The organism is Pseudomonas sp. GD03862 (assembly GCF_029840855.1).
Lineage (GTDB): Bacteria > Pseudomonadota > Gammaproteobacteria > Pseudomonadales > Pseudomonadaceae > Aquipseudomonas > Aquipseudomonas alloputida.
On sequence record NZ_JAOCDI010000051.1, the window covers coordinates 1 to 24,721 of the forward strand.

General features: G+C 64.1%; 20 protein-coding genes. 7 read left to right on the forward strand and 13 right to left on the reverse strand.

From position 1 onward, the window contains the following. Window positions 1-34: 34 nt before the first annotated feature. Window positions 35-883: a carboxylating nicotinate-nucleotide diphosphorylase gene (nadC, locus tag N5D53_RS24050; protein WP_064492563.1), complete on the reverse strand. Its 849-nt coding sequence runs from the start codon at window positions 881-883 to the stop codon at window positions 35-37. Between the two features lie 243 nt (window positions 884-1,126). On the opposite strand from nadC, the gene N5D53_RS24055 reads away from it, so the two are divergent. The 3 genes from N5D53_RS24055 to ampE all read left to right on the forward strand — a co-directional run bounded on the left by N5D53_RS24055 (window position 1,127) and on the right by ampE (window position 4,774). Then, on the forward strand, window positions 1,127-3,286 hold the full coding sequence (locus N5D53_RS24055; protein WP_121161040.1) for a DUF1631 domain-containing protein: 2,160 nt from the start codon (window positions 1,127-1,129) through the stop codon (window positions 3,284-3,286). An 88-nt stretch (window positions 3,287-3,374) separates the two neighbouring features. Continuing rightward, window positions 3,375-3,947: a 1,6-anhydro-N-acetylmuramyl-L-alanine amidase AmpD gene (ampD, locus tag N5D53_RS24060; protein WP_121161042.1), complete on the forward strand. Its 573-nt coding sequence runs from the start codon at window positions 3,375-3,377 to the stop codon at window positions 3,945-3,947. Next, entirely contained in the window at window positions 3,944-4,774 is an 831-nt protein-coding gene (gene ampE, locus N5D53_RS24065; RefSeq protein WP_010952026.1) for a regulatory signaling modulator protein AmpE, read from the forward strand. The genes ampD and ampE overlap by 4 nt, the downstream gene beginning before the upstream one ends. Window positions 4,775-4,818: 44 nt before the next feature. On the opposite strand, the gene N5D53_RS24070 is transcribed toward ampE, so the two are convergent. Both N5D53_RS24070 and cra read right to left on the reverse strand, forming a co-directional pair. Continuing rightward, window positions 4,819-5,595 (reverse strand): TatD family hydrolase, encoded by a 777-nt coding sequence (locus N5D53_RS24070; protein ID WP_121161044.1) that lies wholly within the window; start codon window positions 5,593-5,595, stop codon window positions 4,819-4,821. 2 nt (window positions 5,596-5,597) lie between these two features. Continuing rightward, on the reverse strand, window positions 5,598-6,593 hold the full coding sequence (cra, locus tag N5D53_RS24075) for a catabolite repressor/activator (RefSeq protein WP_003247312.1): 996 nt from the start codon (window positions 6,591-6,593) through the stop codon (window positions 5,598-5,600). Window positions 6,594-6,877: 284 nt separating this feature from the next. Between cra and ptsP the strand changes: the two genes are divergently transcribed. Genes ptsP through N5D53_RS24090 form a run of 3 tightly spaced genes read left to right on the forward strand, consistent with a single transcriptional unit; the run spans window position 6,878 to window position 12,417 of the window. After that, complete coding sequence (ptsP, locus tag N5D53_RS24080; protein ID WP_104960793.1) at window positions 6,878-9,730, forward strand: phosphoenolpyruvate--protein phosphotransferase; 2,853 nt, start codon at window positions 6,878-6,880, stop codon at window positions 9,728-9,730. Continuing rightward, window positions 9,731-10,678: a 1-phosphofructokinase gene (gene pfkB, locus N5D53_RS24085; RefSeq protein ID WP_104960794.1), complete on the forward strand. Its 948-nt coding sequence runs from the start codon at window positions 9,731-9,733 to the stop codon at window positions 10,676-10,678. It begins immediately after the preceding gene. Then, entirely contained in the window at window positions 10,675-12,417 is a 1,743-nt protein-coding gene (locus N5D53_RS24090) for a PTS fructose-like transporter subunit IIB (protein ID WP_190869687.1), read from the forward strand. Before pfkB ends, N5D53_RS24090 begins: the two co-directional genes overlap by 4 nt. A 147-nt stretch (window positions 12,418-12,564) precedes the next feature. Here N5D53_RS24090 and N5D53_RS24095 read toward each other — a convergent pair whose 3' ends face one another. Beyond that, complete coding sequence (locus tag N5D53_RS24095; protein ID WP_003247308.1) at window positions 12,565-12,786, reverse strand: DUF3820 family protein; 222 nt, start codon at window positions 12,784-12,786, stop codon at window positions 12,565-12,567. Between the two features lie 201 nt (window positions 12,787-12,987). Here N5D53_RS24095 and N5D53_RS24100 point away from each other — a divergent pair, with 201 nt between their 5' ends. Then, a complete protein-coding gene (locus N5D53_RS24100) occupies window positions 12,988-13,464 on the forward strand; it encodes a PA2169 family four-helix-bundle protein (protein WP_014589713.1) in 477 nt (158 codons plus the stop codon). Here the strand turns inward: N5D53_RS24100 and N5D53_RS24105 are convergent. The 9 genes from N5D53_RS24105 to N5D53_RS24145 form a co-directional block, all read right to left on the reverse strand. Further along, entirely contained in the window at window positions 13,461-14,951 is a 1,491-nt protein-coding gene (locus N5D53_RS24105) for a sensor domain-containing diguanylate cyclase (protein WP_104960796.1), read from the reverse strand. The two genes, N5D53_RS24100 and N5D53_RS24105, sit on opposite strands and share 4 nt — an antisense overlap. Window positions 14,952-15,335: 384 nt before the next feature. Then, the gene (locus N5D53_RS24110; protein ID WP_190869686.1) at window positions 15,336-16,670 is read right to left on the reverse strand and encodes an OprD family porin; all 1,335 of its coding nucleotides are present in this window, start codon (window positions 16,668-16,670) and stop codon (window positions 15,336-15,338) included. A gap of 205 nt (window positions 16,671-16,875) precedes the next feature. Next, the gene (locus N5D53_RS24115; RefSeq protein ID WP_266025014.1) at window positions 16,876-17,100 is read right to left on the reverse strand and encodes a hypothetical protein; all 225 of its coding nucleotides are present in this window, start codon (window positions 17,098-17,100) and stop codon (window positions 16,876-16,878) included. A 190-nt stretch (window positions 17,101-17,290) separates the two neighbouring features. Continuing rightward, window positions 17,291-18,025 (reverse strand): YkgJ family cysteine cluster protein, encoded by a 735-nt coding sequence (locus N5D53_RS24120; RefSeq protein WP_064492571.1) that lies wholly within the window; start codon window positions 18,023-18,025, stop codon window positions 17,291-17,293. After that, window positions 18,022-18,333, reverse strand: a complete 312-nt coding sequence (locus N5D53_RS24125) for a hypothetical protein (protein WP_003247302.1) — start codon at window positions 18,331-18,333, stop codon at window positions 18,022-18,024. The genes N5D53_RS24120 and N5D53_RS24125 overlap by 4 nt, the downstream gene beginning before the upstream one ends. 88 nt (window positions 18,334-18,421) lie before the next feature. Beyond that, on the reverse strand, window positions 18,422-19,321 hold the full coding sequence (locus N5D53_RS24130) for a chemotaxis protein CheW (RefSeq protein ID WP_003247301.1): 900 nt from the start codon (window positions 19,319-19,321) through the stop codon (window positions 18,422-18,424). A 571-nt stretch (window positions 19,322-19,892) separates the two neighbouring features. Beyond that, a complete protein-coding gene (locus tag N5D53_RS24135; protein WP_010952039.1) occupies window positions 19,893-21,077 on the reverse strand; it encodes an HlyD family type I secretion periplasmic adaptor subunit in 1,185 nt (394 codons plus the stop codon). Then, on the reverse strand, window positions 21,074-23,242 hold the full coding sequence (locus N5D53_RS24140) for a type I secretion system permease/ATPase (RefSeq protein ID WP_003247299.1): 2,169 nt from the start codon (window positions 23,240-23,242) through the stop codon (window positions 21,074-21,076). Before N5D53_RS24140 ends, N5D53_RS24135 begins: the two co-directional genes overlap by 4 nt. Next, window positions 23,239-24,675, reverse strand: coding sequence for a TolC family outer membrane protein (locus N5D53_RS24145; RefSeq protein ID WP_279840966.1), 1,437 nt, complete (start codon window positions 24,673-24,675; stop codon window positions 23,239-23,241). The genes N5D53_RS24140 and N5D53_RS24145 overlap by 4 nt, the downstream gene beginning before the upstream one ends. Window positions 24,676-24,721: the final 46 nt, after the last annotated feature.

Here is a 24,721-nt window from a genome sequence, read left to right on the forward strand (position 1 = left end):
GCCAAGCGCCGGTTTTTTATTGCCTGCAATCAGCTCACAGGCTCAGTCGCATCGACAGGTCCACCGCTTTCACATCCTTGGTCATGGCACCAATCGAGATGTAGTCCACCCCTGTTTCGGCGATCACCCGCAGGGTCGTTTCGTTGACCCCGCCGCTGGCTTCAAGTTTGGCTTTGCCCGCGGTAATGCGCACGGCTTCGCGCATTTCGTCCAGGTTCAGCTCGTCGAGCATGATGATGTCCGCGCCAGCGGCCAGCGCCTGGCGCAGTTCGTCCAGGCTTTCGACCTCGATTTCCACCGGCTTGCCCGGCGCAATGCGGTGCGCTGCGGCCACAGCCTCGGCTACGCCGCCGCTGGCGGCGATGTGGTTTTCCTTGATCAGGAAGGCGTCGTACAGGCCTATGCGGTGGTTGTCGCACCCACCGCAGGTCACTGCGTATTTTTGCGCCAGGCGCAGGCCCGGCAGGGTTTTGCGGGTGTCCAGCAGGCGCACCTGGGTGCCGGCTACCAGGTCGGCGAGAAAGCGCGCACGGGTGGCGACCCCTGACAGCAGCTGCAGGAAGTTCAGTGCGCTGCGCTCCCCACTGAGCAGCGAACGGGCCGGGCCTTCCAGGTGGAACAACGGCTGATTGGCAGTGGCCTGCTCACCGTCGGCCACCTGCCAGTGCACTGCAACGCGCGGGTCGAGCTGGCGGAATACGGCATCGACCCAGGCGGTACCGGCGACTACGCAGTTTTCACGGGTGATGATGGTCGCCTTGGCCAGGCGCTCGGCCGGGATCAGTTGCGCGGTGATATCGCCACTGCCGATGTCCTCCAACAGCGCGCGGCGCACGTTGGCTTCAATTTCAGCGGTCAGGTCGGCAAGGCGTAGGTTCGGCATGGTCGGCTCCACAAGCTAGGTGCCCGCGATTATAGGGCAGGGGGCCGGTGTGTACAGCAGCCTTGGCGCTGACCTTTGGTCGGGCGTCGTGAGTAATCGGAGCAGATCAGGGTCATTAGCCAGCCAGCGAAACGGCGCTGGTAGCTATGTGATTTTTTACCGATAATGGCGACTAGTATTTGGCGTCATAGCTTTGACGATTTTTCAGCCCTTTCGGGCAAGACACCCTGCAAGGAGTCCAGGATGCAAAAAGAAGGCAAGGTGGTGCCCTTGGCGGCAACCATCGACCGAGGGGGGCGTACGCCTCATCCTTGCCTTCCGGTCTTGTTGCTGCAGGTGCGCGACAAGGCAGCGTTGCAGTTGCGTCAGGGCCTGCAGGACTTGTTCGACAATGCCGATGACACGCTCTTCGAAATGGCCGACAAGGCCTTCGACCGCGGTGACCAGAACCTGTACTTCGAAGCCATGCGTGACCTGCGCCTGAAGCGCAAGAGCATCGAGCGTGGTTTTCTGGATACGTTCCATGATGCTTTCCTCCGCGCCGGCCAGGTCGACTTGCTGGCAAACCTGGCCCAGCCGGGCAAGCCGCGCAGCAAGGCTCAAATGGAACGGGCCGCCGCCATCGAGGGCATGGTGGCGCGGGTGCTGTCACGCGATGGCGTTGCCCTGCAGCAACTGGGTCTGCGCCTGCAGGCATTGCTCGACCGCCCCCTGTACGAGCAGCACAACCCATTGGGGCCAGCCGCGCTGTGTCGTTACTTTCTCGACGCCGGGCGTAATCTGGGCGTTGGCCTGCGGGTCAAGCTGGTGCTGCTGAAGCTGTTCGAGCGTTATGTTCTGCGCGATGTCGATGTGATCTATGGCGAAGCCAACCAGTTGCTGGCCGCTGCCGGCGTGCTGCCCGAGCTGCAACCGGCGCCGCGCCGGCGTGCCGAAGACCGGCGCATGCGTGCGCGGCCCAGGCCGGCGAACCTTGGCCAGGAGGAGGGGGCGGACGCCGCAGGGCAGGCGTTGTTTGCCTCGTTGCAGGCACTGCTGGCGCCGGTGCGCGGGCAGTTCGCTCCGCGCTTGCAAGCGGTGGCTGCCGCCCAGCCGATCAGTACCGCCGACCTGCTCCGGCTGCTGTCGCATTTGCAGCGCTATGTGCCCGCCACGTACGAGGCCGATGACTTCGAGCTCGGCCAGCAGCTTGAGCAACTGCTGTTGCGGGTCAGCGTGCGCAGCGGTACGCGTCGGCGCCTTCACGTGGCTGACGAAGACATGATCAACCTGGTTGGCCTGCTGTTCGCGTTCATCCACAACGATGACAACCTGCCGGCCAGCCTGCGGGCGCTGATTGCGCGCCTTCATATTCCCCTGCTCAAGGTGGCATTACTGGACAAGGGGCTGTTCAGCCGGAGTAGCCACCCGGCGCGCCGTTTGCTCAACGAAATCGCCGGCGCCGCGATTGGCTGGGAGTGCGGCAGCGAGTGCCAGCGTGACAGCTTGCACATGCGGGTAGAGCGTATCGTCCAGCGCTTGCTCAATGATTTTGCCGACGATGCCAGCCTGTTCGCCGAGCTGCTCGACGACTTCCTGGCATTCAATCAGGACGAACGGCGACGTAACGAGTTGCTGGAGCAACGCACTCGCGACGCCGAAGAAGGCCGTGCCCGGGCAATGCGGGCCAGGCAGCAGGTGCAGCACGTGCTCAACCAGCGCCTGCGCGGCCAGGTATTGCCGCAGGTGGTGGTGCAAATGCTGGTGCAGGCCTGGAGCCAGGTACTGCTGTTGGCTTGGCTGAAACAGGGCGAGGCCTCACAGGCCTGGCGCGACGCAGTGCAGACGATGGACATGCTGCTGGCCAGCATCACGCCGCCACATGAGCCGCAAGCCTTGCTGCAGCAGGTGCCAGGCCTGCTCAAGGCGCTGCGCGATGGCCTGGCCAGCATAGCCCTGGACGCGGTGGCGACCCGCGAGTTCTTCCTGCAACTGGAACAGTTGCACCTGCGCGCCTGCGCAGGTAATGAAGCGCTGCCGAGCGGGGAGGGCCAACCCTTGGGCGATGTGCGGGTGGCCCAAGAGATTGTGCTGACGATTGCCGAAGAACCCGCCTGCGTGCCCCTGCACGCTGCCGACGGGCAGGCTGCAGCGCTGCGCCAGGCGCAACGCCTGCGTATCGGCACCTGGGTCGAGGTTCTCGACGAGGATGAGCCACTGCGCTGCAAGCTGGTCGCGCGCATCGACAGCAGTGACAGGCTGGTTTTCGCCAACCGCACCGGCATGAAAGTGCGCGAGTGGAGCAGTGCCAGCCTGGCCCAGGCACTGCAGCGGCACGAAGTGCGCGTGCTGGATGATCGCCTGTTGTTCGAACGGGCGCTGGAGGCGGTACTTGAAAGCTTGCGGCAAGGGCAGGCGCAATAGGCCGACGCATTACAATCATTCACATGCACACGGCGTTGGCCGCAGGGCATACTGTGGGCATGTTCACGGCGTTTTTCAGGATCTGCCCATGCAATTGGACTATGCCACTGGCTGGTTCCACGGAATCGGAATCACCCACTGCCCCTCGCCGAACTTCAATGCGCGCCCCGAAGGCGAATCGATTTCCCTGCTGGTGATCCACAACATCAGCCTGCCCCCGGCCTGTTTCGGCACGGGCAAGGTGCAGCAATTCTTCCAGAACCGCCTGGCCCCTGATGAACACCCGTATTTTGCCAGCATCAACCACCTGACCGTGTCGGCGCACCTGTTCGTCGAGCGTGACGGCGCGGTGACTCAGTTCGTGTCGTTGCATGACCGTGCCTGGCATGCGGGTGTGTCGAGCTTTGACGGGCGCGAAGGCTGTAACGACTTTTCCATCGGCATCGAACTGGAAGGCACCGACGACCTGCCCTATACCGATGCTCAGTATGCGGTGCTGGAGCAACTCACCCGTCACATCCGCAGTGCCTGGCCAGCCATCGACCTGAGCCGCATTCAGGGCCACAGCGACATTGCCCCGCAGCGCAAGACCGACCCCGGCCCGGCCTTCGACTGGTCGCGTTACCGCCAGGCGCTGCAGCACAACGAGGACAAGGCATGAGTTTTCTGGTTTTGTTGCTGGCGCTGTGGGTCGAGAAGTTTTCGGCCCTGCGCCATCAGGTGCAGCGCGACGGGTTCTTTATTGGCGAACTGGTGCGTCTGGAACGCAACGGCAAGGTGCACCCATGGTGGACGTTGGCCATCCTGGTGTTGGCGCCGGTAGCGCTGCTGGTGTTGCTGCTGCATGTGCTGGAGCCGGTGGCCTATGGTCTGCTGGCGTTGCCGGTGCACCTGCTGGTGCTGATCTACAGCCTGGGCCGCGGCGATGCCAAGGCATCGCTGGGGGCGTTTCGTGATGCCTGGCGGCGGGGCGACGATCAGGCGGCGCTACACGCGGCCGAGCGCGACCTGGGCCTGGTGGCCGATGAACCGCACAGCTTGCTGGTGCGGGTGCAGGGTAACTTGCTGTGGCAGGTGTACCAGGGCTTTTTTGCGGTGATCTTCTGGTATTTCGTACTGGGCCCTGGCGCTGCGCTGGCTTATCGATTGTTGGCGCTGTGTAGTGAGCACAGCAAGCAGCCGGCTTTGAAGGCGCGTGCCGAGCAGTTGCGGCACATCATGGACTGGTTGCCGGTGCGGGCGCTGGCGTTGAGCTTTGCCCTGGTGGGCAACTTCCTCGCGGTGACACGGGTGATGCTGCACGAGGTGCTCAACTGGCACATCAGCGCTGGGCACCTGGTGGCTCGGGTGGGGCGGATTGCCGATGACATTCCCGAGGAGGAGGACAGCCAGCGCGGGTTGGGGCGGCTGGACAGCCTGTGGGAATTGCTGTTGCGCTGTGCAGTGCTGTGGTATGCCGGGTTTGCGCTGTGGACCGTGCTGGTCTGATTCCGCGCCACTCGCATCCTGCGGGAATCCCGTTCACCCGAGTTTCACCAGCCAAACAACGTGCAAGCATTGCGGGTGCTGGCCTGTGCCAGCACCTCGACATCCAGCCCCATTACGTGCGCCAGCGCCGCTGCAATTTCCGGCAGGTGCTCCGGGCTGTTGCGTACCCCTGGGTACATCGCCGGTGCCATGTCCGGTGAGTCAGTTTCCAGCACCACACTGTCCAGTGGCAGCCGCGCCAAGGTCTTGCGCAGCCGCAGTGCCTGCGGCCAGGTACCCGCACCGCCCAACCCCAGCAGGAACCCCAGCTTGATGTACTCGCGGGCCTCTTCGTAGCTGCCGGCAAACGCATGAATCACCCCCGCCCGCGCTGGCTTGTAGCGCTTGAGTGTGGCAATCACCTGGGCATGGCTGCGGCGCACGTGCAGCAGGGCCGGTAGTTCGAAGTCGCAAGCCATCTGCAGTTGCGCTTCGAACAGCGCCTGCTGGCGGGTCTTGTCAAGGTCTGCGAGGTAATAGTCCAGGCCAAACTCACCTACGGCACATAGCCGCGGGTTGTCGCGCAGGCGCTCCAGCCACTCGCGCAGTTGCACCAGGTGCTCAGGGCGATGCTGGTCGAGGTAGACCGGGTGCAGGCCAAGCGCGGCGAACAGGCGCGGCTCGGCGCAGGCCAGTTCCCACACCCGCTGGAAATTCGCCTGGTACACCCCCAGCACCACCATTCGCTCCAGCCCACGCGCCGCTGCGTTGGCCAGCAGGCGCGGGCGGTCGGCGTCGAAGTCGGGGAAGTCCAGGTGGGTGTGGGTGTCGATCAGGCGCATGTTCAGGCCGCTGAGATGCGTTGCTTGAAGGTGCGGCCAACGGCGTGCACGCCGGGTTCATAGCGTTTTTCCTCGATGGCGGCCAGTGCCAGTTCAAGCGCAGTGGCGGCAATCTGGCCATGCTGCTGGGCCATGGCATTGACCGGCAGCGGCAGGAAGTCGAGCAACTGGTTGTCGCCAAAGGTACCCAGCTGCAGTTGGCGCGAGTCGACCGGGCGCGCCTGGAGGGTGTCGAACACGCCCTGCAACAGTACGTACGAAGTGGTCACCAGAGCATCCGGCAGGCCACCCAAGTCGTCGATCAGTTGCTGCATCAGGCGTTGGCCGCACTCACGGCTGAAGGCTTCGCCCTGATAGCGGCGCACTTCGCCGGTATAGCCTTGCAGGGCTTCGTCGAATCCGCCGGCACGCGCCTGGCTAACCGACAGCTCGGGGCGTGCGCCTATCAGGGCGATACTGCGTGGGGCCGAGCTGAGCAGGCTGGCGGCCAGCTGGCGGCTGGCATCGCGGTCGTCGCTGATCACCGAGCAGAAGTGTGCGGGGTCCAGACGGCGGTCGATGGCAATCACCGGCAGGCCTTTGTCCTGCAGCTCGCGGTAGCTGTCATCTTCTGGCGGCAGGCAACTGGCAACGAACAGCGCATCGCATCGGCGCGCACGGAACAGTTGCTGCAGTTGGCGCTCGCTGTCTGGCTGGTCATCGCTGCTGGCGATCAGCAGCTGGTAGCCGCGGGCGCGTGCGCCTTGCTCCAGTTGCTTGGCAATGCGGGCGTAGCTGGGGTTCTCCAGATCCGGGAGAATGAAGCCCAGGGTGCGGGTATGCCGGCTGCGCAGCCCAGCAGCCTGCGGGTTGGGGGTGAAGCCGTGGGCTTCGACCACCGCGCGTACCCGCTCGACAGTACTGTTACTGATGCGCTGCTGTTCAGCCTTGCCATTGATGACGTAGCTGGCAGTGGTCACGGACACACCGGCCAGACGGGCGATATCGCTGAGTTTCACCGAATTTTCCTTGTTATTTCCGGGGCTGCCTGTAAGGCCAGACCGGGTAGTTTGACCCGGTACAGGCATCACGCGCAGACGACCATTGTCGCAATTGTCCGACAGGATGGGGCTTTTTACTGGGCAGATTATCGAGTAACGTGGCCGTCTGGTCAGATTAAACGTTTCAGCTGCCGAATTTTCTGCCTCGGCTGCCACCTGCGCAAGGCTGCTGAACTGGCCCTTTATGTGAATTTCACAACAATACTCCAGTACCCGAACGGGAACTGCAAAAGGAGAAGGTCATGCTCGAGCTCGCCAATGAGCAGATAGCCATGGGCCAGAAGGCCGCCGACAAGGCCGAGGCATTGCGCCTTCTGGCGGATCGGCTGGTTGCGGACGGCCTGGTCGCCGAGGGTTACCTGCAAGGGCTGCAGGCCCGGGAGGCACAAGGCTCCACGTTCCTTGGCCAGGGCATCGCCATTCCCCATGGTACGCCGCAAACACGTGACCTGGTGTATGCCACCGGCGTACGCCTGCTGCAGTTCCCCGAGGGGGTAGACTGGGGTGACGGGCAAATGGTCTACCTGGCCATTGGTATTGCCGCCCGCTCCGACGAACACCTGCGCCTGCTGCAGCTGTTGACCCGGGCGCTGGGCGAGACCGACCTGGCCGAAGCCTTGCGCCGGGCCAGCTCTGCCGAAGCGCTGCTCAAGCTGCTGCAGGGCGCGCCCCAGGCGCTGGCGCTGGATGCGCAGCTGGTCGGCCTGAACGTGCCGGCAGAAGACTTCGACGAACTGGCCTGGCGCGGTGCCCGCCTGCTGCAACGTGCCGATTGTGTCGACAGTGGCTTTGCCGCCGTGCTGCAGCAGGCCGAGCCGCTGCCGCTGGGTGAGGGCCTGTGGTGGCTGCACAGCGAGCGCCAGGTTCGTCAGCCAGGCCTGGCCTTCATCACCCCGCAGCAGCCGCTGCGTTACCGCGACCAGCCGCTCAACGGTCTGTTCTGCCTGGCCAGCCTTGGCGCCGCTCACGAGGCCCTGCTCGAGCGGCTGTGCGAAGTGCTGATCGAAGGCCGTGGGCAGATGCTCTACCAAGCCACCAGCAGCCGTGCGGTGCTGGAAGTGCTGGGCGGCGAAGTGCCGGCGGACTGGCCCAGCGCACGGGTCGTGCTGGCCAATCCACATGGCTTGCATGCGCGACCGGCCAAGGTGCTTGCACAACTGGCCAAAGGCTTTGAAGGGGAAATCCGTGTGCGCCTGGTCGATAGCGCGCAGCCAGCCGTATCGGTGAAGAGCCTGAGCAAGCTGCTCAGCCTCGGCGCACGCCGTGGTCAGGCACTGGAACTGGTCGCCGAACCGAGCATCGCTGCCGATGCCTTGCCGGTGCTGCTGGCTGCTATCGAACAAGGCTTGGGTGAAGAGGTGGAACCGCTACCGCAGAGCGTCGCGCCCATTGCCGATGACGTCCCCGAAGTACTGCAAGCGCCAGCGGCCGGCAGCCGTATCCAGGGTGTGGGCGCCGCCCCCGGCATTGCCAGCGGCCCGGCGCATGTCTGTGTCGAGCGTGAGTTCGACTATCCCTTGCGGGGTGAATCGTGCGCCCTGGAGCGGCAGAAACTGCGCGAAGCCTTGGCTACCGTCAATGGCGAACTGCAGGCTTTGGTCCTGCGCAGCGACAAAGCCATTGGCGAAATTTTCGTCACCCACCAGGAAATGCTTGCCGACCCAGCCCTGACCGACGATGTCGAACAGCGCCTGGCCCAGGGCGAAAGCGCTGCGGCCGCGTGGATGGCCGTGATCGAAGCTGCGGCCCGTCAGCAAGAGGCGTTGCACGATGCGCTGCTCGCCGAGCGCGCCGCCGACCTGCGCGATATTGGCCGCCGCGTGCTGGCGCAGTTGTGTGGTGTGCAGGCGCAGGTTGAACCCGAGCAACCCTATGTGCTGGTGATGACCGAAGTCGGTCCATCCGATGTCGCCCGCCTGGACCCCAACCGGGTTGCCGGCATTGTCACCGCCCAGGGCGGCGCCACGGCCCACAGTGCCATCGTCGCTCGGGCGTTGGGCATACCAGCAGTGGTCGGCGCGGGTGCATCGATACTGCTGTTGGAGAGTGGTACGCCGCTGCTGCTCGATGGCCAGCGTGGTGTGGTCAGCGTCGCACCGCCAGCGGATGAGCTGCAGCGGGCGCTGGCCGAGCGTGACCTGCGCGAGCAACGCCTGCAGGCCGCCTGGGCCAACCGCTTCGAGCCGGCCATCACCCGTGATGGGCATGCCGTCGAGGTGTTTGCCAACATCGGCGATAGCAACGGCATCGCCAAGGTGGTGGAGCAGGGCGCCGAAGGTGTCGGCCTGCTGCGTACCGAACTGATTTTCATGGCCCACCCTCAAGCGCCGGATGTGGCTACCCAGGAAGCCGAGTACCGCCGCGTGCTCGATGGCCTCGATGGGCGCCCGCTGGTGGTGCGCACCCTGGATGTTGGCGGCGACAAACCGTTGCCTTACTGGCCGATCGCTGCCGAGGAAAATCCCTTCCTCGGCGTGCGCGGCGTGCGTTTGACCCTGCAGCGCCCGCAAGTGATGGAAGACCAGTTGCGCGCGTTGCTGCGGGCCGCCGACCAGCGCCCGTTGCGTATCATGTTCCCCATGGTTGGCCAGGTGCACGAATGGCGTGAGGCTCGGGCCATGGTGGAGCGCCTGCGTGCAGAAATCCCGGTAGCCGACCTGCAGCTGGGCATTATGGTCGAGGTGCCTTCAGCGGCCCTGCTGGCAGCGCAATTGGCGCGCGAAGTGGACTTCTTCAGCATCGGCACCAACGACCTGACTCAATACACCTTGGCCATCGACCGTGGCCACCCCAGCCTCTCGGCACAGGCCGACGGCCTGCACCCGGCGGTATTGAGCCTGATCGACATGACCGTGCGCGCTGCCCATGCCCACGGCAAGTGGGTGGGCGTGTGTGGCGAGCTGGCAGCCGACCCGCAGGCGGTGGCCGTGCTGCTGGGGCTGGACGTGGACGAACTCAGCGTCTCCGCGCGCAGCATCGCCGAAGTCAAGGCACTGGTTCGCCAGGCCGATCATCAGACAGCCCGCGCCCTGGCGCGCGAGGCCCTGCAACAGGACAGCGCCGCAGCAGTTCGCGCGCTGGTGGAGCGTTACTGAATGGCCAAGATCCTCACTCTTACCCTCAACCCTGCGCTGGATATCACCATCGGCCTGGACACTCTGCGCCCAGGGCAGGTCAACCGTAGCCAGGCGCAGCACAGTCACGCCGCAGGCAAGGGGCTGAACGTTGCCCAGGTACTGGCCGACCTGGGGCACAGCGTAACCGTGGGCGGTTTCCTGGGGGGCGACAATCTGCAGCCCTTCGAGGCGCTGATCGACGGCCGCGGTTTTATCGACTGCTTTGTCCGTGTGCCGGGCGAAACCCGCAGCAATATCAAGCTGGTCGAGGCCGATGGCCGCGTGACCGACATCAACGGGCAGGGCCCGGAGGTCGACGAGGCGGCACGCAGTGCCTTGCTGCACAGGCTGGAACAGATTGCCCCCGGTCACGATGCCGTGGTGGTGGCCGGTAGCCTGCCGCGCGGAATCAGTGCCGACTGGTTCCGCCAGTTGCTCGAACGGTTGAAGGCCCAAGGCCTCAAGATAGTCCTGGACAGCAGTGGTGAAGCCCTGCGTGTCGGCTTGCAAAGCGCGCCCTGGTTGGTCAAGCCCAATACCGAGGAACTGGGCGAAGTGCTGGGCCTGGCTGTGGATAACCTGACGCAACAGCGCGCTGCCGCCAAGCGCCTGCTGGACAGTGGCGTTGAACACGTGGTGGTGTCTGCGGGCGAGCAGGGCGTCAGTTGGTTCAGTCGCGATCTGGCCCTGCAGGCCCGCCCACCCAAGGTGCGGGTTGCCAGCACGGTGGGGGCGGGGGATTCGCTGGTGGCCGGCATGGTCCACGGCCTGCTGCTGGCCGAGGCGCCTGCACAGACGTTGACCCGGGCCACTGCCATCGCCGCCCAGGCCGTTACCCAGGTTGGCTTCGGCATCCATGACCGCGAGCACCTGGCGCAGTTGGAAGCGGCCGTGCAACTGACAGAACAACAAGAGGGTTGCCGATGAACATTGCCATAATCACCGCCTGCCCCAACGGCCAGGTATCGAGTGTACTGAGCGCACGCTTGCTGTCCGCCGCTGCCCAGCGGCGCGGCTGGAGCACCAGCGTCGAAGTGCAGAATACTGAACACCCCGAGCGGCAACTGAGCGCCGCACAGATCGCCGAGGCTGACTGGGTGCTTGTGGTCAGCACCGGGCCGGTGGACCTGGCCCGCTTCGTCGGCAAGCGCCTGTACCAAAGCACACCGTCCCAGGCGCTGGCTGATCGCGAAGGCTTTCTCGACGAAGCGGCGGCCAACGCCGAGCTGCTGGCCGCAGTGACAGGCACCCCCGCCGCAGTGGGCAGTGCTGGCGCTCGCATCGTTGCCGTCACTGCATGCCCGACCGGCGTAGCCCATACCTTCATGGCCGCAGAGGCCTTGCAGCAAGCCGCACAACAGCTGGGCTACCAGCTTACCGTCGAGACCCAGGGCTCGGTCGGTGCGCGCAACCCCTTGTCCGCTGAGGCCATCGCTGCGGCGGACGTGGTGCTGCTGGCCGCCGACATTGAAGTACCCACTGCACGTTTCGCCGGCAAACGTATTTACCGTTGTGGTACCGGCATTGCCCTCAAGCAGGCCAGCGCTACCCTGGACAAAGCCCTGGCGCAAGCCACGGTGGAAAACGCTGCCGACGCCGCAGCGGCGACCACGCCGACCAAGGGCGAGAAAACCGGTGTGTACAAGCACTTGCTGACCGGCGTGTCGTTCATGCTGCCGATGGTGGTGGCTGGCGGCCTGCTGATTGCGTTGTCGTTCGTGTTCGGTATCGAGGCCTACAAAGAGGCGGGCACCTTGCCGGCGGCGTTGATGCAGATTGGCGGTGAGGCTGCCTTCAAGCTGATGGTTCCGCTACTGGCAGGCTATATCGCCTGGTCCATCGCCGACCGCCCCGGGCTGGCCCCGGGCATGATCGGCGGCCTGTTGGCCAGCACCTTGGGGGCCGGCTTCATCGGTGGCATCGTCGCCGGTTTCCTCGCCGGTTACAGCGCCAAGGCCATTGCCCGATGGGCGCGCTTGCCCAGCAGCCTGGAGGCGCTCAAGCCGATCCTTATCATTCCATTGCTGGCCAGTCTGTTCACCGGGCTGGTGATGATCTACGTGGTTGGCCAGCCGGTAGCGGCGATGCTCGAAGGCCTGACGCATTTTCTCGACAGCATGGGCACCACCAATGCCATCCTGCTGGGGCTGTTGCTGGGCGGCATGATGTGCGTCGACCTTGGCGGGCCGATCAACAAGGCCGCCTATGCGTTCTCGGTGGGGCTGCTGGCCTCGTCGAGCTATGCGCCAATGGCGGCGACCATGGCCGCCGGCATGGTGCCGCCGATTGGCTTGGGTATTGCCACCTTCCTGGCCCGGCGCAAGTTCGCCCAGAGCGAGCGGGAGGCGGGCAAGGCGGCGCTGGCGCTGGGGCTGTGCTTCATCTCCGAGGGGGCGATTCCGTTTGCCGCCAAGGACCCGTTACGGGTGATCCCGGCCAGTATCGCCGGTGGTGCGTTGACCGGGGCATTGTCGATGTATTTTGGCTGCAAGCTGATGGCGCCGCATGGCGGCTTGTTCGTGTTGTTGATCCCCAACGCGATCAACCATGCGTTGCTTTATCTGCTGGCGATTGTGGCGGGTAGCCTGGTGACAGCGGTGGTGTATGCGGTTATCAAGAAGAGCGAGCGTGTGGAGTTGGCCGTGGCGCCTGCTAAAAGTGTATGAGCAGACCTCGTTCTGTGGGTGCGGCCTTGTGTCGCGAAAGGGCCGCAAAGCGGCCCCGGCAATCTAAGTTGCGAAGCTGAAAATCTGGGGCTGCTTCGCAGCCCTTTCGCGACACAAGGCCGCTCCCACAGAGCCCGCGTTGGCCTTTCAACGGCGATGCTTCTGCCGCAACGGCACCAGTAGATCACCCAGCCCGTTGTGATCGATCTCATGCATCAACGCCAGCAACCCGCCCAGTTCCCCTGCCGGGAAGCCCTTGCGCGCAAACCACGCCAGGTAGTCACCGGGCAGGTCGGCAATGATCCTGCCCTGGTACTTGCCGAACGGCATGCTGCGGGTCACCAGTAGTTCGAGGGTTTCCGGCTTCATCTTCGCGCACCTGGCTGTGGAAAGGTGCCGACCATACTGCAATCTGCACGAAGCCCCAAGCGGCAATCATGCAGAACGCCGTTGACAGCTGATGCCATCATTTTCGTAACTTATTGAATGGTAAGGAATTTATATTTTTTGAAAGCGTGGCACGAACACTGCAATTCCCTAGTGGACTATCACCTGCCAAGGAGTTCGACCATGAGCAACCCCAACAAAGACGTGATCGATGTACTCAACGACCTGATCGAGTACAGCAAGGATGGCGAGAAGGGTTTCAAGGCCTCGGCCGATGATGTGAAGAACCCCGAACTGAAAGCGTTCTTCGTCCAGCGTGCGGGCGAGTGCGCCAACGCTGCCAGTGAGCTGCAGAGCGAAGTGCGCCGCCTGGGCGGCGATCCGGAAACTTCTACCAGCATCAGTGGCGACCTGCACCGCGGCTGGGTCAACCTCAAGTCGATGGTCACCGGCAAGGACGAGGAGGCAGTGCTGAACGAGGTAGAGCGTGGCGAGGACCACGCCCTCAAGGCCTACAAGGAAGCCCGCGAGAAGCTGGTGAAATTGGGCCGCACTGCCAGCGACATGACCTACAGCCTGGTGGAAAAGCAGCTGCAAGGCGTGCAGCGCAACCATGACCAGGTCAAGGCCCTGCGCAACGCCGCTCGCGCCCGCTCCTAATCGAGCGGGCCCTCTACCCGATTGCGGCCATTGGCCTTGGCGCGGTAGAGCGCTTCGTCCGCAGCACCCAGCAGCCTGCCAAGGTCCTGCTGGGTGCCGGACAGACCGATACCGATGCTCACGGTCACGGCGTGGGCATCATCCGCAAACGGCGCCAGCGCCTCGACGTTGGCGCGGATGCGTTCAGCCAGTAGCTGGGCCCCGGCCAGATCGGTTTCTGGCAACACTACCTGAAACTCCTCCCCACCATAGCGCGCAGCCAAATCCGCAGGGCGACGAATGCATGCCTCGATGGCCTTGGCCACCTCGCGCAAGGCATGGTCGCCACCGGCATGGCCATGGCGCTGGTTGAATGCCTTGAAGTGGTCCACGTCCACCATCAGTATCGCAAGCGGCTTACGGCTACGTTGGGCGCGGGCCCATTCCTGGCGCAGCACATGGTCCAGCCTGCGGCGGTTAGCCAGGCCAGTCAGGCTATCGGTGGAAGCGAGCATGGCCAGGTTTTCTTCGGCGTCGTGGCGGCGGCGTAGTTCGCGGCCCAGCAGCAATGTCAGCCAGAGAATGCCCACGCACAGACCGCCGGTGGCGACGCTGACCAGAATGGCGGTGCGGCGCCAGGACTCGAACACCTCGTCGGCCGAGTGCGCCACCAGCACGATCAGTGGCAACTGCGCGACCCGGGCGAAGGTGAACATGCGCAGCTTGCCGCTGCCGTGGGAGCGGGCGGTGAAGCTACCGCTCTGTTCACTGAGGATGCGTTTGAAATTGGGCCGTTCGGTGTAGTAGGTGCCAATCAGTGGGTCCTGTCCGCGGTAGGGCTGGCGGACGAGCAACTGCCCATCGGCATTGAACAGGTTGATGCTGCTGTCGTGGCCAATGTCCAGGCGCTGGAACAACTCATTGAAGTACGACAGGCGCAGCGCACCCGCTGCCAACCCGGCGAACTCGCCATTGGGGCCGGAGATACGCCGGCTGAAACTGATACACCAGTCCAGGTCGCCAAGCTTGGCCTTGAAAGGCGGGCCCACCAGCAAGCCGAGGTTGGCATTGTGCTGGTGGGCCTTGAACACCCCGGTGTCGCCGAAGTTGGCCTTGCGCGGCACGCTGCTGGTGGAGTCGCCAACGATATTGCCTTGCTTGTCCAGCCACAGCACGTCACCGCGCTTGCGGTCGACGAAGGCTTCATTGAACAGCAGGCGCTGGCGTATCGGGCCGGGGACTTCCGGCAGTTCCTTGCGGCCGACGGCCCAGATCAGGCCTTGCAGGGATTGGTCGTAGAGTTCGACGTTGCGCAGGATGTCGCTTTCGATCAGCTGCACGAGGTTGTTCGACGAGCGCACCGCCGACTGCTCGACACTTTCGCGCTCGCGGGCAAGCAGGTAGCTGACGATAGCCACGATGGCGAGCACGGCAAGGCAACTGCCCAGGTTGAGGATCAGCTCGGGGTGCGACCTGTAGACTGCGAAACGCGGGGATTGGGTGGGCATGCTCGCTACTGCGTGGGCAGGGCCATTCGCGGCGGCGATATTCTAGGGAAGCGGGCATTGTCGGACAAGATTTGTCCGACGGAAGCACGGTGTACCGTACTTTTCCATTTGCCGTCGCCTGTAGGAGCGGGTTTACCCGCGAATGGGCCGGGCCTGCTGGCCAATCTCCAGCAGGCGTTCACCGTTGCCGCCACCACGGTATTCGCGGGTAAACCCGCTCCTACACACTGATCTGCGGTGGACACACACCGGGGATTGGACACAGGCCGTTGTAGGAGCGGGTTTACCCGCGAACATCGGCGCAGCCGGTGCCCAACACCGCGGTGCCTTCTTCGCGGTTGAACCCGCTCCCACAGGGTTATTTGCGATGCTTGCAGCGCAAGATCAGAACACGTTCAGTGGGTAATCGACGATTACCCGCAGTTCATCGTTGTCGCTGTTGCTGTCGATCGACGCATAACCCTGGCTGCCGCGGTGGGTGGCATAACGCACCAGCACCGACAGGTCCTTGAGGTCACCTTCCTGGAATACGTATTTCACGTCCAGGTCGCGCTCCCAGTGCATGGCGTTCTTGCCATCTTCACGGTAGTAGTCGTAGTGAGTGGTGTCCTGAGTGGCCTTGGTCAGGTCAGCCTCGCCGCGCGAGTAGGACAGCGAGGTGGACAAACCAGGCACGCCGACACCGGCGAAGTCATAGCCGTACTGCAGTTTCCACGAACGCTCGTTCGGCGCGTTGAAGTCCGAGTACATGCGCGAGTTGTCCAGGTACACGCTGTCGCCCAGGTTGATGTAGTCGAATGGCGTGTTGCCGTTCACTCGCTGGTAGGCAGCGGTGACGCTGTGGAAGCCTGCATTGACGGTGAAGTGCACGCTGTAGGTGTTGTTGTCGATCTTGCCTAGCAGGGCCTGGCCGGTGTCCTGGGTGTGATAGAAGTGCACGCCCGGGTTCAGGCTGACCAGGTCATTGACCACATAGGTGTAGTCGAAGTCTGCGTAGTACTGGTTCCAGATGTCCTTCAGCTCGGCGGCGTACAGGTTGGCGGTGATGTGCTCGGTACCGCTCCACGACGCGCCGGCCCAGTTCAGGTGCTTGCTCTTGTCGTGCTCGTCCAGTGACCCGTAGTAGGTGTCGATGCGGCGATGGCCGCTCTGGTTGTACGGGTGGGTGAAGCTGACCTGGCCACCTTCGAGCAACAGGCCGTCGATGCTGGTGTTGGTCAGGCTTACACCGCGGAAGGTTTGCGGCAACATGCGCGTTTCGCCGCCGGCGATCACTGGGTTGGTGAGGAACAGGTCACCGGCTTTCAGCTCGGTGTCGAAGGCCTTGAGCTTGACCGCAGCACCGGCAGTGGAGAACGAATGCGGGGCAGCGCCCAGCTCGCCGTCGTCCTTGATGTGTTCTGGCAGGATGCTGGTGCCGGCATGGCCGCCGCCGCCGTCGAGCTTCAGGCCCAGCATGGCATGAGCATCCAGGCCGAAGCCGACCACGCCCGGGGTGTAGCCCGACTCGAAACGCGCAACCGCGCCTTGGCCCCACTCGCGGGTGTCGCGCACGCCGGCGTTGTGGTTGTCGCGGTTGAAGTAGGCATTACGAAAATGCAGGTTGAAGGACGAACCTTCGATGAAGCCATCAGCCTTGTCTTCATCTGCCTGGGCGGCGAAAGGGATCGTTGCAGTCAACGCAATGAAAAGCGGGGTAAAACGAAACGCGGAAGACACCGGTACTAGCTCCTTGGATCTGACGGTGGGGCAGTTTTTATATTTGAATGTGCGTCTTTTTTATAGGTACACGTTACAGCCGGGCTGAGCGTTAAAGCACATAAAAAAAGCCGCTGATCGGCAGCGGCTTTAAAAGGCTAACATATCGGCACCGGGGGTGCCCATGGCGTAGCCAAGGGAAAACGGGAGTAGCGACAGCGCGTGATCAGCTGTCGGCACTGGTATCGACGCTGACTTTGGAAGCTGTCTGTTTCGAGTCTTTTACGGTATCGGCCTTGTTTGCGGCTACAGCGTCACGGGCTTCTTGATGGACAGCCGCGATCTCTGCATTACGGGCAACGAATGCCGGGGATTCTTCGGCCATGGCCAGGGGCGACAACAACAGGGAAGACAGGACGAAGACGCTGGCAATACCCATACTGTTGGACATTTGAAACTACCTTCTTGCGGTGCAAGTGCTAATGAGGACAGGGGTAAAGTTAGTCCTTTCAGTGCACTCGAAACAGAGCGAAGTGCGATAAGCACTGTTGCGCAAAAGGTAACGATCATTGGGCGGAACAACGGGGCTTTCGGCGAAAGCCCCGTGCTAGGGCGCCTGCACAGGGCGCCGCCTTGGCAGGCTAGAAACCGATAAAGGCGTAATAAACCGGGGTTTCATGGGTTGTGCGCAAACCCAATGCCTGCAAGCTTGCTGTCAGCGCTTCATCCTGCACATGCAAGGTCCACTGCGCCCCTTCATTCCCCTGTACCTGCGCCAGCGCCGCAGCAAACGCCCCCATATCCGGCAAGTAGGCGGTAAAACCGTTACCCTTGAGCGCACTGGTCGTCATGCCCAATGCCTGGCACACCGCCACCTTGGCGGCAATGTCATCGCGGTCGGCCTGGCGCGAAGCCTGTACCAGCGCCTGCAGTTCCACATCGACCAGTTGCGTGCCGAGAATCAGCTCCGGCCCCTGTTGCCAGGCCTCCGGCGGGCAGTCCTTGCTGTCTGGCCGCAGGGGAATATGCGGGTTGATTTCTACCGGATAGATGCGACAGACCAGTGGGCGCTGCTCATAGATGGTGCAGAGGTCGTTGGCATCGAGGTTACGGCAACGTCCGGGGTTGAATGCAGCAAAGGTCACCGAGACGCGTGCCTCGCCCTCGCCGCAATGCACCGGATGGGAGCGTCGCAGCACATGGTCACGCTGATCCAGCGGCATGCCGGGGCCGTCCACGACGAAGGCCTCGATCAGTACCACCACCTGGCCGGCATCGTCCGCCCAGCGACGCGCTTCGGCCAGCGTCAGGGGCACATGGTGGCCGGTGCAGCATTTGCCGCAGCCGGTACAGCCGAAACGTAAGCGGTCGGTCACTTGGCTTCCGGGCTCCATTCACTGACGAAAGCACGCTGGTGCTGGCGGTCGTACAGGCACAGTTCGGTGCCGGTGCGCTGCTGCATGTGCTTCTGTGGGTAGACGCCTTCGATCAGCAGGGCACTCATGCCTACCTGATCATCAAACTCGGCGGGCTTGCCGCGGGCATGGGCGTCCTTGAACTGGCTGGCGGTCAGGCAAGCCTTGAGCATCTGCTGGCGTTGCTCGTTCCAGGCCTGGCTACTGGAGGCCTGGGCAATACCGCTGAAGAGGGCGCAGCTGATCAAGATAGAGCTGAGAAGCTTCATACGCGATTCCGGCAATTTTCTTGCGAGGGGCGCGAATTATGCCCGAGTCACCCCCGGCGGCAAGCCGGGGAGTTTGTCGCTGAATATATCAGTGCTCGGCGAACACCACGGTACGCGCAGCCACCACCAGACAATCGGTCAGCTCTGGCGAGGAGAACTTGGTAAGGATGGCATTGGCCCCGGCCTGGGTCGCCTTTTCACTGCTCATGGCACTGTCCAGCGAGGTGTGCAGCAGCACGTACAGGTGCTGGAAGTCGGGGGTTTCACGCAGCGTGCGGGTGAAGGCGTAGCCGTCCATTTCGCTCATTTCGATGTCGGAGACGATGATGTTGATCTCCTGCGCGGTGCCTTGCAGCTCCAGTAGCACGTTGATGGCGTCTTTGGCGCTGCGCGCGGTGTGGCATTCGATACCGAGGTTGCGCAGGGTGTGCACCGACTGCTGCAGGGCCACCTGGCTGTCGTCCACCACCAGGATGTTGGCGGCGGCCAGCAGGCTGGCGTCTTCTTCGTTCAAGGTGCCGTGCGCTGGCTCGGCGACGGGCGGGGCGATGGCGTGTATGACTTTTTCGATGTCCAGCACCTGCACCAGGGTGTTGTCCACGCGCGTCACACCGGTAATGAACGAGCGGGTGCCCGAGGCGTAGGGCGGCGGTTTGATGTCGGTGCTCAGGCAATGCACGATGCGGCTGACCGCCTGTACATGCAGGCCTTGGCGCGAGCGGCTGATCTCGGTAACGATCAGGCAGCCACCCTGCGGGTCGACCAGTGGCTGTTCGCCAATGGCGCGGGACAGGTCGATGACCGACAGCGAGTGGCCGCGCAGGGTTGCCACACCTTTTACGTGGGGGTGCGACTCAGGCAGCTTGGTCAGCGGCGGGCAGGGGATGATCTCGCTGACCTTGAGCAGGTTGATTGCCATCAGCTTGCCGCTGCGCAGGGTGAACAGCAGCAGGGATAGCGAATCCGCGCGGGCATTTTGCGTGGCCATGGTGACCTTCGGTGAGGAGCAGGGGATAACCGGTTATCGGCCTGTTTGGGTTGGGCTTTAGGCATTTTGCACAGAACCCAGGAGGGCTAGGGACCCTTGTGGAAGCGTGCGACGCGGTACATGGCACCGGCTTCGCCGGTGTTCGCGGGCATGCCCGCTCCCACAGGAGATGTGCGTAAATGCCCGGTTCAGCGGCTTGAACAGGTAACCGAGGATGGATTCTGGCCAGAGTGTCCGGCGAGTTGCCCACTACCCAAGAGTGCTAGGGTGGACTTGTGGGAGCGGGCATGCCCGCGAAGCGTGCGACGCGGTACATGGCACCGGCTTCGCCGGTGTTCGCGGGCATGCCCGCTCCCACAGGGGATGTGCGTAAATGCCCGGTTCAGCGGCTTGAACAGGTAACCGAGGATGGATTCTGGCCAGAGTGTCCGGCGAGATGCCCACTACTCCGGAGCGCCTGGGACCCTTGTGGGGCATGCCCGCGAAGCGTGCGACGCGGTACATGGCACCGGCTTCGCCGGTGTTCGCGGGCATGCCCGCTCCCACAGGGGGAGGTGTGTAAACGCCTGGATCAGCGTTCACGCAGGGCCTCCTTGGCTCGGTTCAGCGGCTTGATCAGGTAATCGAGGATGGTTTTCTCGCCCGTTCGGATATCCACCGTGGCAATCATCCCTGGCACGATCGCAAAACGCTTGCCGGCCTTGTTTTGCAAGCTGTCCTGTTCGGTGCGGATGAACACGCGGTAGTAGTAGATTTCCGGTTTGACCTCGTCCTGCAGGGTATCCGGCGAGATGCCCACCACCTTGCCGTCCAGCCCGCCGTATACCGAGTAGTCATAGGCACTGATCTTGACCTTGGCCGCCTGGTCGGGGTGAATGAAGGCGATGTCCCGTGGCGCGATGCGGGTTTCGATCAGCAGGCGTTCGTCCATCGGCACGATCTTCATCACCTGGCCACCAGGCTGCACCACGCCACCCAGGGTGTTTACCTCGATGTCCTTCACGATGCCGCGCACCGGCGAGCGCAGGGTCAGGCGGGTGAGCGAGTCGCTGCGCCCGCGGATCACTTCCGACAGGGCGTCCGCTTCGGCGCTGGCCTTGGCCAGTTCTTCCCGGGCGCGCACCAGATAGTCCGAGCGTGCCTCGTTGGCCTTGAGTTCCAGCTCGGAACGCTGGCGGTTCAGGCGGATCACTTCAACCCGGCTGGAGGCCCCCATCTTTGCCAGGTTCTCGGTGATCTTCAGCTCGCTGCGCACCAGCTGCAACGAGTCCTGAATGCCCGCCAGGGTCTGTTCCAGGCCGCGGCGGCGGGTCTGGTACAACGCGGTTTCGGCATCGATCAGGTCAGGAGAGTCGCGCAGGCTCTCCGGGAAGGTCAGTGGCTTGCCGGTCACCTCTGCCTGCAGGCGGGCCTGGCTGGCCCTGGCAGCGCGGTACTTGGCTTCGCTTTCACCCACACTGGAAGCCGTCTTGGTCGGGTCGAGCTGGGCCAGCACCTGGCCGCGCTCGACCAGGTCACCTTCGGCCACGCTCATCTGCGCGACGATACCGCCCTCGAACGACTGAATGACCTGCTCACGCGAACTTGGAATGACCTTGCCTGTGCCGGTGGATACCTCGGTCACCTCGAACCAGGCCGCCCAGGCCAGGAACGCCGCCAGCATCAGCGCGCAGAGGGTGATGATGCGGCCGGCGCGGAATACCGCCTGATCGTCCTGCCCGTCCAGGTAGGAAGCCGGGAGTTCATGGTTGCTCATGCCTGGGCTCCCTGCAGTTTGGCCAGCGCGGCATCGCGCGCGTCATCGATGACGATGCGCCCGGCGTCCAGCACCAGGATGCGGTCGACCCGCTGCAGAACACTCAGGCGATGGGTTGCGATCACCAGTGTACGGCCCTGACAGAAGCGCTCCAGGTTATCCAGCAGCTTGCGCTCGGTCATGTCGTCCAGCGACGCGGTCGGCTCGTCCAGCAGCAGTACCTGCGGCTGGCGTACCAGCAGGCGCGACAGCACCAGGGCTTGGCGCTGGCCGCCAGACAAGCCCAGGCCTCCTTCGAGAATCAAGTGGTCCATGCCCTTGGGCAGGCGGCGGACGAAGTCCAGTGCGCCAGTGGCGGCCAGCGCGGCCACCAGTTCCTGGTCGCTGGCCTGGCCGGCGCCGAGGGTGAGGTTTTCCCGCAGGGTGCCGTGGAACAGCCTCGCGTACTGCGGCAGCAGGCCGACGTCACGGCGCAGGTCAGCAGGGTCGAGGTGGGCCATGGCGATGCCGTCCAGGCTGATCTCGCCCTGTACCAGGTCCATGGCCCCACCCAGCGCCTGCAGCAAGGTTGATTTGCCGGCGCCGTTGCGGCCCAGCACGGCAATGCGCTCGCCCGGCTGGATATCCAGCCGGCCAATGTTCAGCACTGGCGGGTAGTCTTCGCTGTAGCGGAAGTTGGCCTGGCGCAGGCGGTACTCGCCGTGAATGGCCGGCAGGTGCACGCGGGCTTCGCCTTCGGGGTGGTCGACCGGCGACTGCATCAGCTTGTCCAGGCCTTGCAGCGCGACCTTGGCCTGCTGCCAGCGGGTCAGCACATGGGTCAGCTGGGCGAGCGGTGCCATCATCCGCGATGAAAGCATGGATGCCGCCACCAGGCTACCCGTGGTGAGGTCGCCGGCGATGACCATGGGGGCGCCGATCACGATGACCACGGCAAACACGGCACCCTGCACGTTCTGCGTCCAGGTCACCAGGCCGTTGGTGAGGGTGCGCAGGCGCAGGTTGGTGTGCGCGCAGGCCGCGTTGTACTGGTTCCACTGCCGTTCGAAGCGTGCCTCTGCCTGCAGTGCCTTGATCTCGTCCAGGCCCTGGATACTTTCCACCAGCATGGCGTTGCGCAGCGCCGACTCACGCATCGAGGCATTGGCCAACCGTGCCAGGCGCCGTTGTGCAAGCAACCCGGGCAACACCATGGCCAGCAGCGCGACCAGCGGGATGAACACCAGTACGCCGCCGATCAGCCAGAACACGAACAGGAACAGCAGGAAGAACGGCAGGTCGGCCAGCACCGTGGCGGTGCTGGACGTGATCAGGTCGCGGATCGACTCCAGCTCGCGCAACTGCGAGATGAACGAGCCGGTGGACTTCGGCCGCACCGAGTTGCGCAGGCGCAGGGCATGGCCGTAGACCAGGTCGCTCACCCGCAGGTCGGCGCGCTTGCCGAGCAGGTCGGTCACCTTTAGCCGCAGCAGGCGCATGCTGAAGTCGAACACCAGTGCCAACACCACACCGCCAAACAGGACGTAGAGGGTGGGCAGGGATTCGGCCGGTATGACTCGGTCGTACACCTGCATCGAGAACAGCACGCCGGCCAGCGCCAGCACGTTGGCCACCAGTGACGCGACCATCACCTGCCCATAGGGACGCAGGTCGCGCAGTACGATGCGGGCGAACCAGTGGCGGTCGTAAGGCGCGGTGTAGTCGTCGGTGCGCACATCGCGCAGTGGCCGGGCCGGGCGCAGCAGGGCAACGCGGTTGATACGGCCCTTCAGGGTGTCGCGGGGCAGGCGCGAAGTCAGGCCCTGGTCACCGGCGAACACCACCGCCAGGTCGTCTTCTTCGGTCACCGACTCGACCACCGCCAGCTGCCCGTCGTCCAGCTCCAGCACCAGCGGCGTGCGCCATTGCCGCAGGCCCTTGGCATCGAAGTGCACGAAGCGCAATGCCAGCCCCGCCTGACGTGCCATGTGGCGGAGGATTTCATTTAACGGGCGGGCATCCTCCGCAGCCGCCAGGCGAATACGCTGGGGTGATACGTCCAGGCGGTAATGGTGTGCCACCTGCAACATCACCTCAAGCCAGGGGCCAAGGTCTGGCCGGTGCGCGGCGGCCTGCTCCGGCGCGGGCGCCTGGTTGGGCAGGGTCACATCGATCGAATCACTCATGGCTGGATCTCCACACCTTGCAGGTTGCGCCCCTCAAGGCCAAAGGCCGTGCGCAGGGCGCCGGTGTTGTACAGGCAGTCGACATCCAGGCGCAGCAGATCGGAGCGGGTGCCGGCAAGTTCGAAGCGTGACTGGTAGATCTCCTGCTCGGCGTTGAGCAGGTCGAGCAGTGGCCGTGTGCCCAGGTCCAGGTACTGACGCCCGTAGAGCATGCGTGCCTCCTGAATGCTGACCTGGCGGGCTTCCAGCGAAGTCAGCCGGCGGCCCAGCCCGGAGGTTTGCGCCTTGGCCTCCGCCAGGCCCCGACGCGCCTGCAGCCGTGCGGCGTCTTCGGCGGAGTCGGCGGCGGTCAGCGCGTGGCCGGCAGCGCGGGTGCGGGCGCTGATGGAGCCCCCTTGGTAGATGGGGACTTCGACGTTCAGGTAGATGCCCGCCTGGGTGCGGTCCAGCCGTGCGTTATCGCGGTTGTAGTCGTCGTCCAGGTAATGATTGACCTGCGGTTGCAACGACAGGGTAGGGTAGGCCTCCGCCTTGGCCTGGGCCAGGTCGGCCTGGCCATGTGCGCGCTGGGCCAGGGCCATCAGCACGGCGGGCAGGCGGTCATCACCCTGAGCAGGGCGCTTGCAGGCCTGGTCCAGCTCGGCGGGTGAGCCCTCGGCCAGTGCCGGAGGGGTAACGCGACCCATCAGCGCCGCCAGGGTCGAGCGCCAGCGCTCGTACTGCGACTGGTACTCCTCCAGGGTGGCACGGGCGCTTTCCACGCGGGACTCGGCCTGTACCACGTCGGAACGGGTGCTGGCGCCCATGTCACTGCGCTGGCGGGCCATGCCGGCAATGTCGCCCACGCCGCGAATCTGGTCGCGGGCAATCGTCATCAGCTGCTCGTAGCGGCGGGTTTCGATCCAGGCATAGGCTGTGTCGCGGGCCAGATCGTCGACCACCAGCAGGATATTGGCCTGTGCCCGGGCGGCGGCAGCCTGGGCCGCGTTGACGGCGCTGTCGACCTTGCCGAAGTCATAGAGCATTTGTTTGAGCGACAGGTTCAGGGCCTGGCTATTGCGGTCGCCGCCATAGCCGGTGTCATAACCGGTGCGGATACCGCCGGAAATCTGTGGGTAATACCCCGCTCGGGCGACGTTGATGCCTTCGCCCTGCTTGTAAAGGTTGCCGATGGCCTCTGCGATGCTCGGGTGCCATTGCGCTGCCTGCAGCACTGCGTCGGTAAGGCTCAGCCGTTCGCCACTGGCGACCGGGGCCATGCCGATGGGGGGGCGGGCGGGCACCGCTTCGGGCGCATCGCGTAGCAGCGACGGCCCGATCTGGCGCAGGTGGGGGTCTATATCATCGGCTGCCTGGGCAACCGGGTGGAAGTTCAGGGCCAGGAGCCCGAAGGCTCCCAGCAACAGCGGTGACAGCGGACTGCTTCGCTTCACATAGTTCCCTTACTGCTGGTCGTCCATGCCGCCGGGCATTCACCCG

What these genes read in the sequence shown, in the direction of transcription:
- nadC (WP_064492563.1), bottom strand. Translation starts at nt 883, where the DNA reads ATGCCGAACCTACGCCTTGCCGACCTGACCGCTGAAATTGAAGCCAAC.
- N5D53_RS24055 (WP_121161040.1), top strand. Translation starts at nt 1,127, where the DNA reads ATGCAAAAAGAAGGCAAGGTGGTGCCCTTGGCGGCAACCATCGACCGA.
- ampD (WP_121161042.1), top strand. Translation starts at nt 3,375, where the DNA reads ATGCAATTGGACTATGCCACTGGCTGGTTCCACGGAATCGGAATCACC.
- ampE (WP_010952026.1), top strand. Translation starts at nt 3,944, where the DNA reads ATGAGTTTTCTGGTTTTGTTGCTGGCGCTGTGGGTCGAGAAGTTTTCG.
- N5D53_RS24070 (WP_121161044.1), bottom strand. Translation starts at nt 5,595, where the DNA reads ATGCGCCTGATCGACACCCACACCCACCTGGACTTCCCCGACTTCGAC.
- ptsP (WP_104960793.1), top strand. Translation starts at nt 6,878, where the DNA reads ATGCTCGAGCTCGCCAATGAGCAGATAGCCATGGGCCAGAAGGCCGCC.
- pfkB (WP_104960794.1), top strand. Translation starts at nt 9,731, where the DNA reads ATGGCCAAGATCCTCACTCTTACCCTCAACCCTGCGCTGGATATCACC.
- N5D53_RS24090 (WP_190869687.1), top strand. Translation starts at nt 10,675, where the DNA reads ATGAACATTGCCATAATCACCGCCTGCCCCAACGGCCAGGTATCGAGT.
- N5D53_RS24095 (WP_003247308.1), bottom strand. Translation starts at nt 12,786, where the DNA reads ATGAAGCCGGAAACCCTCGAACTACTGGTGACCCGCAGCATGCCGTTC.
- N5D53_RS24100 (WP_014589713.1), top strand. Translation starts at nt 12,988, where the DNA reads ATGAGCAACCCCAACAAAGACGTGATCGATGTACTCAACGACCTGATC.
- N5D53_RS24105 (WP_104960796.1), bottom strand. Translation starts at nt 14,951, where the DNA reads ATGCCCACCCAATCCCCGCGTTTCGCAGTCTACAGGTCGCACCCCGAG.
- N5D53_RS24115 (WP_266025014.1), bottom strand. Translation starts at nt 17,100, where the DNA reads ATGTCCAACAGTATGGGTATTGCCAGCGTCTTCGTCCTGTCTTCCCTG.
- N5D53_RS24125 (WP_003247302.1), bottom strand. Translation starts at nt 18,333, where the DNA reads ATGAAGCTTCTCAGCTCTATCTTGATCAGCTGCGCCCTCTTCAGCGGT.
- N5D53_RS24130 (WP_003247301.1), bottom strand. Translation starts at nt 19,321, where the DNA reads ATGGCCACGCAAAATGCCCGCGCGGATTCGCTATCCCTGCTGCTGTTC.
- N5D53_RS24135 (WP_010952039.1), bottom strand. Translation starts at nt 21,077, where the DNA reads ATGAGCAACCATGAACTCCCGGCTTCCTACCTGGACGGGCAGGACGAT.
- N5D53_RS24140 (WP_003247299.1), bottom strand. Translation starts at nt 23,242, where the DNA reads ATGAGTGATTCGATCGATGTGACCCTGCCCAACCAGGCGCCCGCGCCG.